This is a genomic window from Pseudoalteromonas tunicata (assembly GCF_002310815.1).
Taxonomy (GTDB): Bacteria; Pseudomonadota; Gammaproteobacteria; order Enterobacterales; family Alteromonadaceae; genus Pseudoalteromonas; species Pseudoalteromonas tunicata.
This window is the reverse complement of the sequence record NZ_CP011032.1, coordinates 1,867,472-1,881,502: the sequence shown is the minus strand read 5'-3', so window position 1 is coordinate 1,881,502 and position 14,031 is coordinate 1,867,472. Positions and strand designations below refer to the sequence as shown.

The following is a 14,031-nucleotide window of genomic DNA, read 5'->3' as shown; positions in this document are numbered from 1 at the left end:
CCGCCTTTATAATTTTATTGAAGATTAGCTAATCACTGAATCAACCAGCGCACGCGCTTCTTTTTCAAGTAATGCTAAATGCTCTTCACCTTTAAATGATTCTAAATATATTTTATAAATATCTTCGGTACCTGAAGGTCTTGCTGCAAACCAGCCATTTTCAGTCACAACTTTCAAGCCACCAATGGCTGCGCCGTTTCCAGGAGCATGAGTAAGCTTAGCTAAAATAGGATCTCCAGCAAGGGTTGTGGCGGTTAAATCGCTTGCTTGTAATTTTCCTAACTTTGCTTTTTGCTCACGATTTGCTGCAGCATCAAGGCGACGATAAATAGGCGCGCCAAACTCTTGCTCAAGCTCACGATAAAGTTCGCTAGGTGTTTTACCTGTCACAGCGAGAATCTCAGCAGCTAATAAACCTAAAATAAAGCCGTCTTTATCAGTATTCCACACTGTGCCATCTAAGCGTAAAAAAGAAGCACCAGCACTCTCTTCGCCACCAAAAGCAAGTGTGGCATTTGCTAGGCCTTCAACAAACCATTTAAAACCAACAGGTACTTCCTCAACTTGACGGTTATTACGTGCAACAACTTTATCAATCATCGCACTTGAAACCAGTGTTTTCCCTATTTTTGCTGATGCTGGCCATTGTTTACGATGTGACAGCAAATAATCGATTGCAACAGCTAAAAAGTGATTTGGGTTCATCAAACCGTCAGCGGTGACAATGCCGTGGCGGTCATAATCGGGATCATTACCGATACCAATATCGAATTTATCTTTAATCGCAATCAAATTAGCCATCGCATACGGTGATGAACAATCCATACGGATTTTACCGTCTTTATCTAGGCTCATAAATCCAAAAGCTGGATCTACAATGTCATTTACAACAGTAAGGTTTAATCCATATTTTTTTGTGATCACTGGCCAAAAATGAATACCTGAACCACCTAATGGATCAACACCAATGCTAATACCTGACTCAGCAATTGCTTTTAAGTTAATCACATTTTCAAGATCATCAACATAAGGTGTTATTAAATCTTGATATTTTACAAACCCAGAGCGAGCGGCTTTTGCAAAAGGAAATATTTCAACTTCAACTAAATCTTCAAGTAACAGATGATTGGCTCTATCTTCAACCCATTTAGTAATATCTGTATCTGCAGGGCCACCATTGGGTGGATTATATTTAAATCCGCCATCTTGCGGTGGATTATGTGATGGTGTTACCACAATGCCATCGGCTAATTCATGTGGATTCTTTTGGTTATGTGCCACAATCGCGTGGCTTATAACAGGCGTCGGGGTGAAATCATCATTTTCTTGAACAATGACTTGGACTTCGTTGGCAACAAGGACTTCAATCGCGGAATTAAACGCAGCTTCTGATAAAGCATGGGTATCTTTACCTAAGAACAATGGACCAAAAATCCCATTCTGGCGACGATAATCACAAATAGCTTGAGTCACAGCCAAAATATGCGACTCGTTAAACTGAGTATTAAATGAACAACCACGATGACCAGAGGTACCAAAGGCAACTTTTTGCTCCGGAAACTCTTCAACATCTGGTTCATTTAAATAATAAGCCGATATTAATTTTGGAATGTTTACTAAATCTCGCTGCTGCGCTACCTGTCCCGCTCTTGGGTGAATTGCCATTTTCTTTCCTTATAAATAATCGCGAATAATTTCAGCTTGCTCGTTAGTGTAGCCTAATGATATTGCAACTTCGTGTAACATCATCTTTTTACGAGTGGTATTAGAATTAGTCATAACCCAGTAAGTACTATCGGGGATATTCTTAGGGTTCATGCTATTGCCCCCTTCCAATAACTCTTCTTTACTACTGGCAAAATAGACTCGATCGCGCCCTTTAATATCAAGCACAATCTTAAAATCTTTTTTATGCGTACGATAAAAAGCAGCCAAAATAAATAAGAAGCGGCCAACAGCGCCTTTTTGCATCGCTAGTTCTTCTTTATTTAGAATGTTAAACACATTTCCTTTATATGGCACTACGGCTTGTGGCTGTTGCTCTGGTAAAACATCATCTTGGATAATTGTTTCAACCGGTTCAGCAATAGGTGGCAAAGATTCTGACTGGGATAAATTTAATAAACGACGCAATATTTGTGAAGCACTCTCACCAATACTTTGAGTATTGCTTGCAATGTACTGATATAGCTCGTCATCTATTTCTATTTTTTTCATGTTTTTCCTATCTGAGATGCTATTTCAATTAGCTCAATCGTCGATAATTATATCCTGATTTTAAATATTACTCTATGGTTTGCTTTTTCTAATTTGGATGGGCAAAATGTCGCCCAAATTATTGGCTTAGGATAGAGATGACATTACATTATCAACAATTTGGCGCAGGTGCTGATGTTATTATTATTCACGGTTTGTTTGGGTCTTTAGAAAATCTCAATGTTATTAGTAAAGCGCTGAGTAATCATTACAAAGTGACTGCGATTGATCTTCGAAATCATGGGCAATCACCACACAATGAGCAAATGAGCTACGCTGCAATGGCGGATGATATTTTTGCATTAATGGATGAGCTAGATATAAAACATGCTCACTTTATTGGCCACTCTATGGGTGGAAAAGTAGCAATGCAATGTGCACTAAGTGTCGCTGAAAAAGTTGATAAACTAATTGTGCTCGATATTGCCCCTGTTACGTATCAGATACGTCGCCATGATAATGTGTTTGACGGCTTGTTTGCAGTGGCTGAGCAACAGATAACTGACAGAAAACAGGCTGATGAAATATTAGCGCAGTCAATAAATGAAGCTGGTGTACGCCAATTTTTACTTAAAAGTCTTATTAAAGGTGAAAATGGTTATCAGTGGAAGTTTAATCATACAGTTTTAAAACAAGAATATGCTAATATTCTCAGTGCGCCTACTGGGGTTGCTTTTGACAAGCCGACCTTGTTTTTAAAAGGCAGTGAATCTGACTATATAGATGCATCACAAAGGCCGACATTTTTGTCACTATTTCCAAAATGTCAGGCAAAAATTATTCATGGTACCGGCCACTGGCTACATGCAGAAAAACCGACAGCAGTAAATAATGCAATTACTGCTTTTTTATTGGGTTAGCGCACTAAATAAATAAAAGTTTTTATGCTATAGTGCCCGCCGTTTGTTTGATAGGTCGAAAATTGTGCTCAGTAAACTAATCAATGAATTCGAAACATTAGGCTTATATTTTGCCCTAGCTGGTATTTTCTTTTTTATCGGCATGGCAATTCAAGATGTTTTGAAAAAAGGTGACGTACCTAAATTTGGTCGTACCATTGTATGGCTAGTATTATTCCTAGGCTGCTCAGGCTTTATTGCTAAGGGCCTAATTCAGGTGTTTTGGCAAGGCGCTGGGGTTGGTTAACGATGGCCAAAGCTGAAACAGATAGAATTACCATTGACTTATTTGAAGATGATAAACGTCCAGGCAGACCAAAAACAAATCCTCTGCCAAGAGATTTACAGCTTAAGGTCAATAAACGTAATCAACTTAAACGTGACAAAGCACGCGGTTTAAAGCGAGTGGAATTTAAAATTTCATCTGAACTTTATCAAGCCTTAAATGATATGGCTGACGCGCAACAAATCAGTCGCAGTGCTTTGATTGAAACAATTTTGCAAGAGAAACTAGCTTTAGATAGATAAAAGGTTAATAGATATGGCAAGCGTAGGCATATTTTTTGGAAGTGATACCGGTAATACCGAGCATGTAGCTAAACAAATCCAAAAAGAACTGGGTAAAAAATTAGTTGATGTATTTGATATCGCTAAAAGTAGTAAAGAGCAAATCGCTGAATTTGATTTATTGTTATTCGGTATTCCAACTTGGTATTACGGTGAAGCCCAATGTGATTGGGATGATTTTTTTCCTGAACTTGAAGAAATCGACTTTGATGGCAAGTTAGCTGCTATTTTTGGTTGTGGTGATCAAGAAGATTATTCAGAATATTTCCTTGATGCTATGGGTATGGTTCGTGACATCGTTGAGAAAAAAGGCGGCGTGATCATTGGTAACTGGCCAACAGCCAGCTATAACTTTGAAGCATCAAAAGCACTTGTTGATAATGACCACTTTGTTGGTTTAGGGATAGATGAAGATCGTCAACCTGAGCTTACTGAGCAGCGAATTAAACAATGGTGTAAGCAAGTTTACGAAGAAATGTGTCTTGCAGAGTTGGAAGATTAACAGTAGATTAAAGCAAACTAACTTGTTAGTTTGCTTCCATTTTATTTTGCAGTAATAGTTTGTCGTCGTGTAACAACTAGTTTATTTTGCTGCCATAACCTGAATCGAGAACGGAATTAATGTCAGATCATAACTTAGAGTTAAAAAAAGCCGGACTAAAGGTAACATTACCGCGTATTAAAATTTTGGAAATTCTGCAACTACCAGAAAACCAACACATTAGTGCAGAAGATGTTTACAAAGTTTTACTAGAGAAAGGTGAAGAGATTGGTCTTGCTACCGTTTATCGAGTATTAAACCAATTTGATGATGCGGGTATAGTATCACGCCATCATTTTGAAGGCGGTAAATCAGTTTTTGAATTATCGGGTATTACCCACCACGATCATTTAGTATGTTTAAAATGTGGTAAAGTGGTTGAGTTTGAAGATGATCTAATTGAAAGTCGTCAAATTGAAATTGCTTCGACCAATGGTATAAAACTTACCAATCATTCTTTGTATCTTTATGGCGAATGTGAAGATACTGCAGCGTGTAAAGCCTTCTCTGACAGTAATAGTTAATTATTTTACTGATTAAAAAAGCTCCTTTTAGGAGCTTTTTTAGTTTAAGGTAATTAATAAGACACTCGTCTTATCAATTATTTTCCCACGTATCACGTAATCCAACTGTTTGGTTGAAAACCAACTCATCAGATTTATTATCACGACAGAAATAACCTGTACGTTCAAATTGATACGATTGCTCTTTAGCTGCCAGTGCTAAAGAAGGCTCAAGTACTGCATTTTTCACAATTACTAAAGAGCTAGGATTAATAACTGTCGCATAATCTTCAGCAGTTGCTGGGTTTGGCACGTTAAACAAGCGATCATATAATCGAACTTCTGCGTTTATACCATGACTTGCAGACACCCAATGGATCACGCCTTTAACCTTACGGCCATCAGCTGGATTTTTACCTAAAGTCTCAGGATCGTAACTACAGAAAATTGTTGTAATATTTCCCTGCTCATCTTGTTCGATTCGCTCTGCTTTTATTACATAAGCATTACGTAAACGAACTTCTTTACCCAAGACTAAACGTTTAAATTGTTTATTAGCTTCAACTTTAAAATCATCAGCTTCAATAAAAAGCGTTTGAGTAAACGGTAGTTCACGATGACCCATCTCTTCTTTATTTGGATGATTCGCTGCTGTCAGCATTTCGACTTGATCAGCAGGGTAATTCTCAATCACAACTTTCACTGGATTAAGAACAGCCATCGCACGACCAGCAGATTCATTTAAATCTTCACGAACACACGCTTCTAACATGCCCATTTCGACCATGTTTTCTTGCTTAGTAATACCAATACGTTTACTAAATTCACGTAATGAAGAAGCTGGATAACCACGACGACGAAGACCAGCAATGGTTGGCATACGCGGGTCGTCCCAACCATCAACATGCTTATCTTCAACTAAACTTTGTAGTTTACGTTTTGACATCAAAGTATATTCAAGATTTAAACGAGAAAACTCAATTTGCTGTGGGTGACAATCGATAGAAATATTATCAAGTACCCAATCATATAAACGACGGTTATCCTGGAATTCTAATGTACACAGTGAATGAGTGATCCCTTCAAGCGCATCAGAAATACAATGCGTGAAATCGTACATTGGGTAAATACACCATTTATCACCGGTTTGGTGATGGTGAGCAAAACGAATACGATAAATAATTGGGTCACGCAATACCATGAATGAGCTGGCCATATCAATTTTGGCACGTAAAACACACTCACCCTCTTTAAAACCGCCTTCTTTCATTTTTGCAAATAAAGCTAAGTTTTCTTCAACACTTGTATCACGATAAGGACTGTTTTTACCCGGCTCGGTTAACGTACCGCGATACTCTCGTGCCTGCTCTGGTGTTAAAAAACAAACATACGCAAGGCCTTTAGTGATTAACTCAACTGCATAGCCATACAGTTTGTCGAAGTAGTTTGATGAATACTGAATGTCGCCATCCCACTGAAAACCTAACCACTTTACATCTTCTTGAATTGAATTTACAAAGTCGATATCTTCTTTTTCTGGGTTAGTATCATCAAAACGTAAATTACATTTACCCTGGTAATCTTGTGCAATACCAAAGTTTAAACAAATTGATTTTGCATGACCAATATGAAGGTAGCCATTTGGTTCAGGTGGAAAACGAGTATATGTGCTAGTGTGTTTTCCTGATGCGAGATCTTTATCGATAATAGTACGAATAAAGTTGCTTGGGCGATGTTCAATTTCCGCCATGGAATAAGTTTCCTCTGAGTGTTTTGCAAAAAAAATACTGCGCCATTATTGCAAATCTAAAAGGTTTCGAACAGGTTTAATCACATAATTACAGAGATATTTGTATAACTTGACTCAATAAAAAAGGCTACGTTAGTAGCCTTTTTTTAGATAAAACAAACTGATTACCAGCCTGTTTTCTCTTTAAGTGCTTTACCGATGTCAGCAAGTGAACGAACAGTTTTAACACCTGCAGCTTCTAGCGCTGCAAATTTCTCAACTGCTGTACCTTTACCGCCAGCGATGATTGCACCAGCATGACCCATACGCTTACCTTCTGGTGCAGTAACACCAGCAATGTAAGATACAACTGGTTTTGTAACGTGTGCTTTGATGTATTCAGCAGCTTCTTCTTCTGCTGTACCACCGATTTCACCGATCATTACGATTGCTTCAGTTTGTGGATCTTCTTGGAATAATTTTAATACGTCAATGAAGTTTGTACCTGGGATTGGATCACCACCGATACCAACACATGTTGACTGGCCAAAACCATAATCTGTAGTTTGTTTAACGGCTTCGTACGTTAGAGTACCTGAACGTGAAACAATACCTACTTTACCTGGTAAATGGATATGACCAGGCATGATACCGATTTTAGTTTCGCCTGGTGTGATTACACCTGGGCAGTTAGGGCCGATCATGCGAACGCCTGTCTGCTCAAGTTTAACTTTCACGTCAACCATATCTAAAGTAGGAATACCTTCTGTGATACAAACGATTAGTTCAATACCTGCATCGATTGCTTCTAAGATAGCATCTTTACAAAATGGTGCTGGAACATAAATCACAGAAGCAGTTGCGCCTGTAGCATCAACAGCATCACGTACCGTGTTAAACACTGGTAAACCTAAATGCGTTTGACCGCCTTTACCAGGGCTTACACCACCAACCATTTGTGTACCATAAGCAATTGCTTGCTCAGAGTGAAAAGTACCTTGACCGCCAGTAAAACCTTGGCAAATTACTTTAGTATCTTTATTAATTAATACAGACATTATTTGCTCTCCGCAGCAGCAACTACTTTTTCAGCAGCATCAGTTAATGATTCAGCAGCAATGATATCTAAACCAGAGTTTGCTAATACTTGACGGCCTAATTCAGCGTTAGTACCTTCTAAACGAACAACTACTGGAATTGTAACGCCCACTTCTTTCACTGCACCAATGATACCTTCGGCAATCATGTCACAACGAACGATACCACCAAAAATGTTAACTAAAACAGCTTTAACATTAGAGTCAGAAAGGATAATTTTGAATGCTTCAGCAACACGTTCTTTAGTTGCGCCGCCGCCAACATCTAGGAAGTTAGCTGGTTTTCCACCGTGAAGATTTACAATGTCCATAGTACCCATTGCAAGACCAGCACCGTTAACCATACAACCAACATTGCCATCTAATGCAACGTAGTTAAGTTCCCATTGTGCAGCTTGTGCTTCACGCTCATCTTCTTGAGAAGGATCGCGCATTGCACGGATTTTTGGTTGACGATATAACGCATTACCATCCACACCAATTTTACCATCTAAACAATGTAAGTTACCTTGCTCAGTGATTACTAATGGGTTGATTTCTAATAATGCAAAGTCAAAATCGTTGAACATTTTAGCAAGACCCATGAAGATCTTAGTAAATTGTTTCATTTGATCTGGGTTTAAACCAAGTTTAAAACCTAACTCGCGCGCTTGGTAAGCTTGTGGGCCTACTAATGGATCGATAATAGCTTTATGAATTAACTCTGGAGTTTCTTCAGCAACTTTCTCAATCTCAACACCACCTTCAGTAGAGGCCATGAACACAACTTTACGTGAACCACGGTCTACAACAGCGCCAAGATATAATTCATTCGCGATATCAGTACAGCTTTCTACTAAGATTTTAGAAACTGGTTGGCCATTAGCATCAGTTTGGTAAGTAACTAGGTTTTTACCTAACCAGTGCTGTGCAAACTCTTTGATTTCTTCTTTAGTCTTAACTAGCTTTACACCGCCAGCTTTACCACGTCCGCCTGCGTGAACTTGAGTTTTAACAACCCACATATTTCCGCCGATTTTATCAGCAGCTTCAGCAGCTTCTTGAGGAGTGTCACAAGCGAAACCCTCAGATACAGGTAAACCATATTCGGCAAACAGTTGTTTTGCCTGATACTCATGCAAATTCATGATGTTTTATCCAATGTTTTTTACTAAAAGGGCTAATTATTAAACTAATAATCAACCATCCCAAATTGCGCAGGTAGTATAGATCTGCAAGTGTTACAATGAAACACCTTACCCGCAAACAGTCATAAAAAAAGCCGTGAATAGGTATCACAGCTTGTTTTATAATCAAATTCTATTACACATCAAGTAATAGACGTGTTGGATCTTCTAACAACTCTTTAATTGTTACTAAGAAACCAACTGATTCTTTACCATCGATTTGACGATGATCATAAGAAAGTGCCAAATACATCATCGGAAGTATTTCAACTTTACCATTAACAGCCATTGGGCGATCTTGGATTTTATGCATACCTAAGATAGAAGACTGTGGCAAATTGATAATTGGTGTTGATAACAACGAACCAAATACGCCACCATTAGTAATAGTGAAGTTACCGCCAGTCATGTCGTCCATCGTAAGCTTACCGTCACGACCTTTGATTGCTAAATCACGAATACCTTGTTCAATTTCAGCAACTGAAAGTTTGTCACAATCACGTAATACTGGAGTGACTAAGCCACGTGGAGTAGAAACAGCGATGCTGATATCAAAATAGTTGTGATAAACAATATCATCACCATCAATTGAAGCATTAACATCTGGGAAGCGTTTTAATGCTTCAGTAACCGCTTTAACATAAAAAGACATAAAGCCTAAACGAATACCGTGACGCTTTTCAAATACATCTTGATACTGCTTACGAAGATCCATGATAGGTTTCATGTTTACTTCATTAAATGTAGTAAGCATAGCAGTTGAATTTTTTGCTTCTAGTAAACGATTTGCAATTGTTTTACGTAAGCGTGTCATAGGTACACGTTTTTGTGTACGACCTGCAAGTGCTGCCGGTGTTGCCACTGGCGCTGAAGTTGCCGCTGGCGCTTTTAAGAATGCATCAACGTCTTCTTTAGTCACACGGCCACCTTTACCAGTACCTTTGATTTTGCTTGCATCAAGGCCTTTTTCCGCGATTAAACGACGTACTGAAGGAGTTAATACATCTGAAGCACTATCATCGCTCGCAGCAGCTGCAGGAGCGGCACTTGGTGCAGGCGCTGCAGCTGGCGTTGCTGAAGCAGTCGCACCAGCAAGTAACTTACCAATTAACTGTTGACCAAGTACAGTTTCACCTTCGCCATGAAGTTGTTCACCCATTACGCCATCGGCAGGAGCAACCACTTCAAGTACTACTTTATCTGTCTCGATATCAACTAAATTTTGATCACGGCTAACTGCTTCACCTGGTTTTACATGCCAAGTTGCGATGGTAGCGTCTGCTACTGATTCTGGAAGAACTGGAACTAGAATATCCACTGCATTACCTTCTGATACTGGCGCCTGAGCCACAGGCGCGGCTGTTTGTTCTTGTGCAACAGCAGTCGCGTCACTTGCGCCGATAAGCGCAATAACTTGCTGACCTAAAACTGTCGCACCTTCTTGTTGAGAAATTGAAGTAACTACACCGTCTTGTGGTGCAACAACTTCTAAAACTACTTTGTCTGTTTCAATATCAACCAAGTTTTGATCTCGGCTAACTTTATCACCAACACTGACATGCCATGTGGCAATTGTTGCATCTGCAACTGATTCTGGAAGTACAGGTACTTTGATTTCGATAGTCATCTTTATCCCTTTGTGTCGATATTGAGCGCCGCAGCGATGAGTGCATTTTGCTCTGCGGTATGAACAGACATATAACCACATGCTGGTGAAGCGGATGCTTTACGACCTGCGTATGATAGTTTTGCGCCTGCTGGAATTGCATCAACAAAATGATGTTGAGAACAATACCAAGCACCTTGATTTTGTGGCTCTTCTTGACACCAAACAAACTCTTTTACATGTTGGTAATTTGCCATTAAATCCGTCATTTCTTTGTGAGGGAACGGATAAAGCTGCTCAACACGTACGATTGCAACATTGTTTAATTCTTTAGCACGGCGTTCTTGTAATAATTCGTAGTACACTTTACCACTACAGAAAACCACACGATCGACATTCTCAGCTTTAATATCATCAATTTCACCGATGATATTTTGGAATGTACCATCAGCTAACTCTTCTAAAGAAGACACAGCAAGTGGATGACGTAATAATGATTTTGGTGTCATTACGATTAATGGACGGCGTAGTGGACGTACCTGCTGACGACGCAGCATTGCATACACTTGTGCGGGTGTCGAAGGAACACATACTTGCATATTGTGATCAGCACAAAGTTGTAAGAAACGCTCAAGACGCGCTGAACTATGCTCAGGGCCTTGACCTTCGTAGCCATGCGGTAACATGACAGTTAAGCCACATAAACGACCCCACTTTTGCTCACCAGAACTTAAGAATTGGTCAAATACTACTTGTGCACCATTTGCGAAGTCACCAAATTGGGCTTCCCAAAGAACTAACGTAGTTGGCTCTGCCGTAGCATAACCATATTCAAACGCAAGCACCGCTTCTTCAGACAACACAGAGTCGTATACTTCAAACATACCTTGGTTTTCACTGATATTTTGCAGTGGCAGGTAAGTTGTAGCATCTTTCTGATTATGAACAACAGCATGACGATGGAAGAAAGTACCACGACCTGAATCTTGACCTGTCATACGGATTTCTGTACCAGTGTCAACCAAAGTTGCATATGCTAGTGTTTCAGCCATACCCCAATCAAGCGGTTTTTCCCCTACAGCCATCAATTTACGGTCATCGTAAATTTTTTGGACTCGAGATTGTGCTTTATGACCTTCTGGAATAGTTGCGATTTTAACAGCAAGCTCTTTGAGTTTATCGATGTTTACTTTAGCGTCGTAAGGTGTGTCCCAATCGTGACCAACAAACTTAGCCCAATCAGAAGAATGCTTAGTTTCTGGCGCTATCTCAGAAACAACGCAGGTGCCGCCATCTAAACTATTGCGATAAGTATCAGCTAAGTGCGAGCTTTCCTCTAGAGGTATAACACCTTCGGCAGCAAGCTGTTTTGCATATAGTTCACGAGGAACTGGATGCTTTTTAATTTTTTGATACATCAATGGCTGAGTTGCACTTGGCTCATCAGCTTCGTTATGGCCGTGGCGACGGTAACATACTAAATCAATTACCACATCACGCTTAAATTGATTTCTAAAATCAAGCGCGATATGTGTTACTAATGCAACAGCTTCTGGATCATCCGCGTTAACATGGAAGATTGGCGCCTGTACCATTTTAGCAATATCTGTACAGTACTCTGTAGAACGCACATCTTCTTTTTTAGACGTTGTAAAACCAACTTGATTATTCACAACTATTCGAACTGTGCCACCGACACTAAACGCACGAGTTTGAGATAAATTGAATGTTTCTTGCACAACACCTTGACCCGCAATGGCTGAGTCACCGTGAATAGTGATAGGCAACGCTTTTGAACCAGTATTGCGACCTAAACGGTCTAAACGAGCACGTACTGAGCCCATAACAACTGGGTTAACAATTTCTAAGTGTGATGGGTTAAACGAAAGCACCATATGCACATTACCACCTTTGGTAGTAAAGTCAGATGAATAACCCATATGGTACTTAACATCACCAGAACTGCTTGATTTGATTTTACCCGCGAACTCATCAAACAACTCAGATGGGTTTTTACCCATGACGTTAATTAAAACATTTAAACGACCTCGGTGGGCCATACCAATTACAACTTCTTCTTGGCCGCTTTCACCTGCACGATGGATCAGTTCCTTAAGCATTGGAACAAGAGAATCACCACCTTCCAAAGAGAAGCGTTTAGCACCTGGAAATTTAGCACCAAGGTATTTTTCAAGACCGTCTGCGGCTGTTAAACCATGAAGAATACGTAATTTGGTTTCATTATCAAATCGAGGTTTAGAATGAACTGATTCTAAGCGCTGTTGTAACCAACGTTTTTCTTCTGTCGACGTAATGTGCATATATTCTGCACCAATCGAACCACAGTAAGTTTTTTGCAACGCGCTGTAAAGTTCACCCAAAGGCATAGTATCTGTGGCAGATGCGAATGAACCGACATTAAATTCACGGTCAAAATCTGATTCAGAAAGGTCATGGTAAGAAAGTTCTAAGTCGCGGACTCGTTCTCTTTTCCATAAATTAAGTGGATCTAAGTTAGCGTTTTGATGACCGCGAAACCTAAATGCATTGATAAGTTGCAATACCTTAACTTGTTTTGCATCATCGGCATTTCCACCAACTACCGCCACTTCTCTGTGCTTGTTTTTTGCAAGCTGAACAAATTGTGCTCGGATTTCAGAATGTTTACTTTCGACATCGACCCCATCTACCTTTGGTAATTGGTCGAACATTTGACGCCATTCTTCTGATACAGAAGTGGCATCGTCTAAGTACGATTCGTACAGATCTTCTACATAAGCAACGTTACCGCCGTTTAAGTGAGAAGACTCTAGCCATGCCTTCATTACACCTTCGTGCATTTATATGCCCTTTTCTCTAGCGCAGAAATCAAAATAAAATTAAAGCGCAATAGTTAAATAAATCAATATTTAACTATTGCGAAACCCAAATAACTAGCAATTAAACCGCGCGGTTTAAAAGCATAGATTTAATATGTCCAATCGCTTTTGTTGGATTCAAACCTTTTGGACAAACGCTGACACAGTTCATGATACCGTGACAACGGAAAACACTGAAGGCATCATCTAAATCAGCTAGACGTTCTTCAGTCGCTGTATCACGACTATCAATTAAGAAGCGATAAGCATGTAATAAACCTGCTGGACCAATGAATTTATCAGGGTTCCACCAGAAAGATGGACATGATGTTGAGCAACATGCACATAATATACATTCGTAAAGGCCGTCTAATTTATCACGATCTTCTACTGATTGGTAACGTTCACCTGCCGCTGGCGTATCATTAATTAAATAAGGCTTCACTTTTTCATATTGAGTGAAAAACTGAGTCATATCGATAATTAAATCACGAATAACAGGCAAACCAGGTAATGGACGAATAACGATGGCTTTATTGCTACCCTTTGTCAATTCAGACAATGGTGTAATACAAGCAAGACCATTTTTACCGTTCATGTTCAAACCATCAGAACCACAAACACCTTCACGACAAGAACGACGGAATGATAATGTTGGATCTTGCTCTTTTAATTGTAAAAGAGCATCCAAAACCATCATGTCACGGCCTTCTTCAGCCTCAAGAGTATAATCTTGCATTCTTGGGGCATTATCGATATCAGGATTATAACGATAAACAGAAAATTTTAACGTAGCCATTGTTTATCTC

The 14,031-nt window shown here is 39.5% G+C and carries 13 protein-coding genes; 5 read left to right on the top strand and 8 right to left on the bottom strand.

From position 1 onward, the window contains the following. Positions 1-24 precede the first annotated feature (24 nt). Together pgm and seqA are read right to left on the bottom strand one after the other, a co-directional pair. A complete protein-coding gene (gene pgm, locus PTUN_RS08555) occupies positions 25-1,665 on the bottom strand; it encodes a phosphoglucomutase (alpha-D-glucose-1,6-bisphosphate-dependent) (RefSeq protein WP_009839842.1) in 1,641 nt (546 codons plus the stop codon). A gap of 9 nt (positions 1,666-1,674) precedes the next feature. Continuing rightward, positions 1,675-2,217 (bottom strand): replication initiation negative regulator SeqA, encoded by a 543-nt coding sequence (gene seqA / locus PTUN_RS08550; RefSeq protein WP_009839841.1) that lies wholly within the window; start codon positions 2,215-2,217, stop codon positions 1,675-1,677. A 137-nt stretch (positions 2,218-2,354) separates the two neighbouring features. On the opposite strand from seqA, the gene PTUN_RS08545 reads away from it, so the two are divergent. The 5 genes from PTUN_RS08545 (at position 2,355) to fur (ending at position 4,787) form a co-directional block, all read left to right on the top strand. Then, positions 2,355-3,116 carry an alpha/beta fold hydrolase gene (locus PTUN_RS08545; protein WP_009839840.1) on the top strand — a complete coding sequence of 254 codons (762 nt, stop codon included), beginning with the start codon at positions 2,355-2,357 and terminating at the stop codon, positions 3,114-3,116. A gap of 64 nt (positions 3,117-3,180) precedes the next feature. Continuing rightward, positions 3,181-3,402: a DUF2788 domain-containing protein gene (locus tag PTUN_RS08540; RefSeq protein ID WP_009839839.1), complete on the top strand. Its 222-nt coding sequence runs from the start codon at positions 3,181-3,183 to the stop codon at positions 3,400-3,402. Positions 3,403-3,404: 2 nt separating this feature from the next. Continuing rightward, positions 3,405-3,683 carry a LexA regulated protein gene (gene ybfE, locus PTUN_RS08535; RefSeq protein ID WP_009839838.1) on the top strand — a complete coding sequence of 93 codons (279 nt, stop codon included), beginning with the start codon at positions 3,405-3,407 and terminating at the stop codon, positions 3,681-3,683. A gap of 13 nt (positions 3,684-3,696) precedes the next feature. Next, positions 3,697-4,224, top strand: coding sequence for a flavodoxin FldA (gene fldA / locus PTUN_RS08530; RefSeq protein WP_009839837.1), 528 nt, complete (start codon positions 3,697-3,699; stop codon positions 4,222-4,224). A 119-nt stretch (positions 4,225-4,343) separates the two neighbouring features. Next, complete coding sequence (gene fur, locus PTUN_RS08525) at positions 4,344-4,787, top strand: ferric iron uptake transcriptional regulator (RefSeq protein ID WP_009839836.1); 444 nt, start codon at positions 4,344-4,346, stop codon at positions 4,785-4,787. A 73-nt stretch (positions 4,788-4,860) separates the two neighbouring features. On the opposite strand, the gene glnS is transcribed toward fur, so the two are convergent. The 6 genes from glnS to PTUN_RS08495 form a co-directional block, all read right to left on the bottom strand. Continuing rightward, a complete protein-coding gene (gene glnS, locus PTUN_RS08520) occupies positions 4,861-6,516 on the bottom strand; it encodes a glutamine--tRNA ligase (protein WP_009839835.1) in 1,656 nt (551 codons plus the stop codon). Between the two features lie 164 nt (positions 6,517-6,680). After that, positions 6,681-7,553, bottom strand: a complete 873-nt coding sequence (gene sucD, locus PTUN_RS08515; protein ID WP_009839834.1) for a succinate--CoA ligase subunit alpha — start codon at positions 7,551-7,553, stop codon at positions 6,681-6,683. Continuing rightward, entirely contained in the window at positions 7,553-8,719 is a 1,167-nt protein-coding gene (sucC, locus tag PTUN_RS08510; RefSeq protein WP_009839833.1) for an ADP-forming succinate--CoA ligase subunit beta, read from the bottom strand. Before sucC ends, sucD begins: the two co-directional genes overlap by 1 nt. Before the next feature lie 175 nt (positions 8,720-8,894). Then, on the bottom strand, positions 8,895-10,385 hold the full coding sequence (gene odhB, locus PTUN_RS08505) for a 2-oxoglutarate dehydrogenase complex dihydrolipoyllysine-residue succinyltransferase (protein ID WP_009839832.1): 1,491 nt from the start codon (positions 10,383-10,385) through the stop codon (positions 8,895-8,897). A 2-nt stretch (positions 10,386-10,387) separates the two neighbouring features. Further along, positions 10,388-13,204, bottom strand: coding sequence for a 2-oxoglutarate dehydrogenase E1 component (locus PTUN_RS08500; RefSeq protein ID WP_009839831.1), 2,817 nt, complete (start codon positions 13,202-13,204; stop codon positions 10,388-10,390). 100 nt (positions 13,205-13,304) lie between these two features. Further along, complete coding sequence (locus tag PTUN_RS08495) at positions 13,305-14,021, bottom strand: succinate dehydrogenase iron-sulfur subunit (RefSeq protein ID WP_009839830.1); 717 nt, start codon at positions 14,019-14,021, stop codon at positions 13,305-13,307. Positions 14,022-14,031 lie beyond the last annotated feature (10 nt).

Coding starts and splice junctions, on each gene's coding strand:
- fldA (WP_009839837.1), top strand. CDS start 3,697: ATGGCAAGCGTAGGCATATTTTTTGGAAGTGATACCGGTAATACCGAG.
- odhB (WP_009839832.1), bottom strand. CDS start 10,385: ATGACTATCGAAATCAAAGTACCTGTACTTCCAGAATCAGTTGCAGAT.
- PTUN_RS08545 (WP_009839840.1), top strand. CDS start 2,355: ATGACATTACATTATCAACAATTTGGCGCAGGTGCTGATGTTATTATT.
- PTUN_RS08495 (WP_009839830.1), bottom strand. CDS start 14,021: ATGGCTACGTTAAAATTTTCTGTTTATCGTTATAATCCTGATATCGAT.
- fur (WP_009839836.1), top strand. CDS start 4,344: ATGTCAGATCATAACTTAGAGTTAAAAAAAGCCGGACTAAAGGTAACA.
- glnS (WP_009839835.1), bottom strand. CDS start 6,516: ATGGCGGAAATTGAACATCGCCCAAGCAACTTTATTCGTACTATTATC.
- PTUN_RS08500 (WP_009839831.1), bottom strand. CDS start 13,204: ATGCACGAAGGTGTAATGAAGGCATGGCTAGAGTCTTCTCACTTAAAC.
- seqA (WP_009839841.1), bottom strand. CDS start 2,217: ATGAAAAAAATAGAAATAGATGACGAGCTATATCAGTACATTGCAAGC.
- ybfE (WP_009839838.1), top strand. CDS start 3,405: ATGGCCAAAGCTGAAACAGATAGAATTACCATTGACTTATTTGAAGAT.
- sucD (WP_009839834.1), bottom strand. CDS start 7,553: ATGTCTGTATTAATTAATAAAGATACTAAAGTAATTTGCCAAGGTTTT.
- sucC (WP_009839833.1), bottom strand. CDS start 8,719: ATGAATTTGCATGAGTATCAGGCAAAACAACTGTTTGCCGAATATGGT.
- pgm (WP_009839842.1), bottom strand. CDS start 1,665: ATGGCAATTCACCCAAGAGCGGGACAGGTAGCGCAGCAGCGAGATTTA.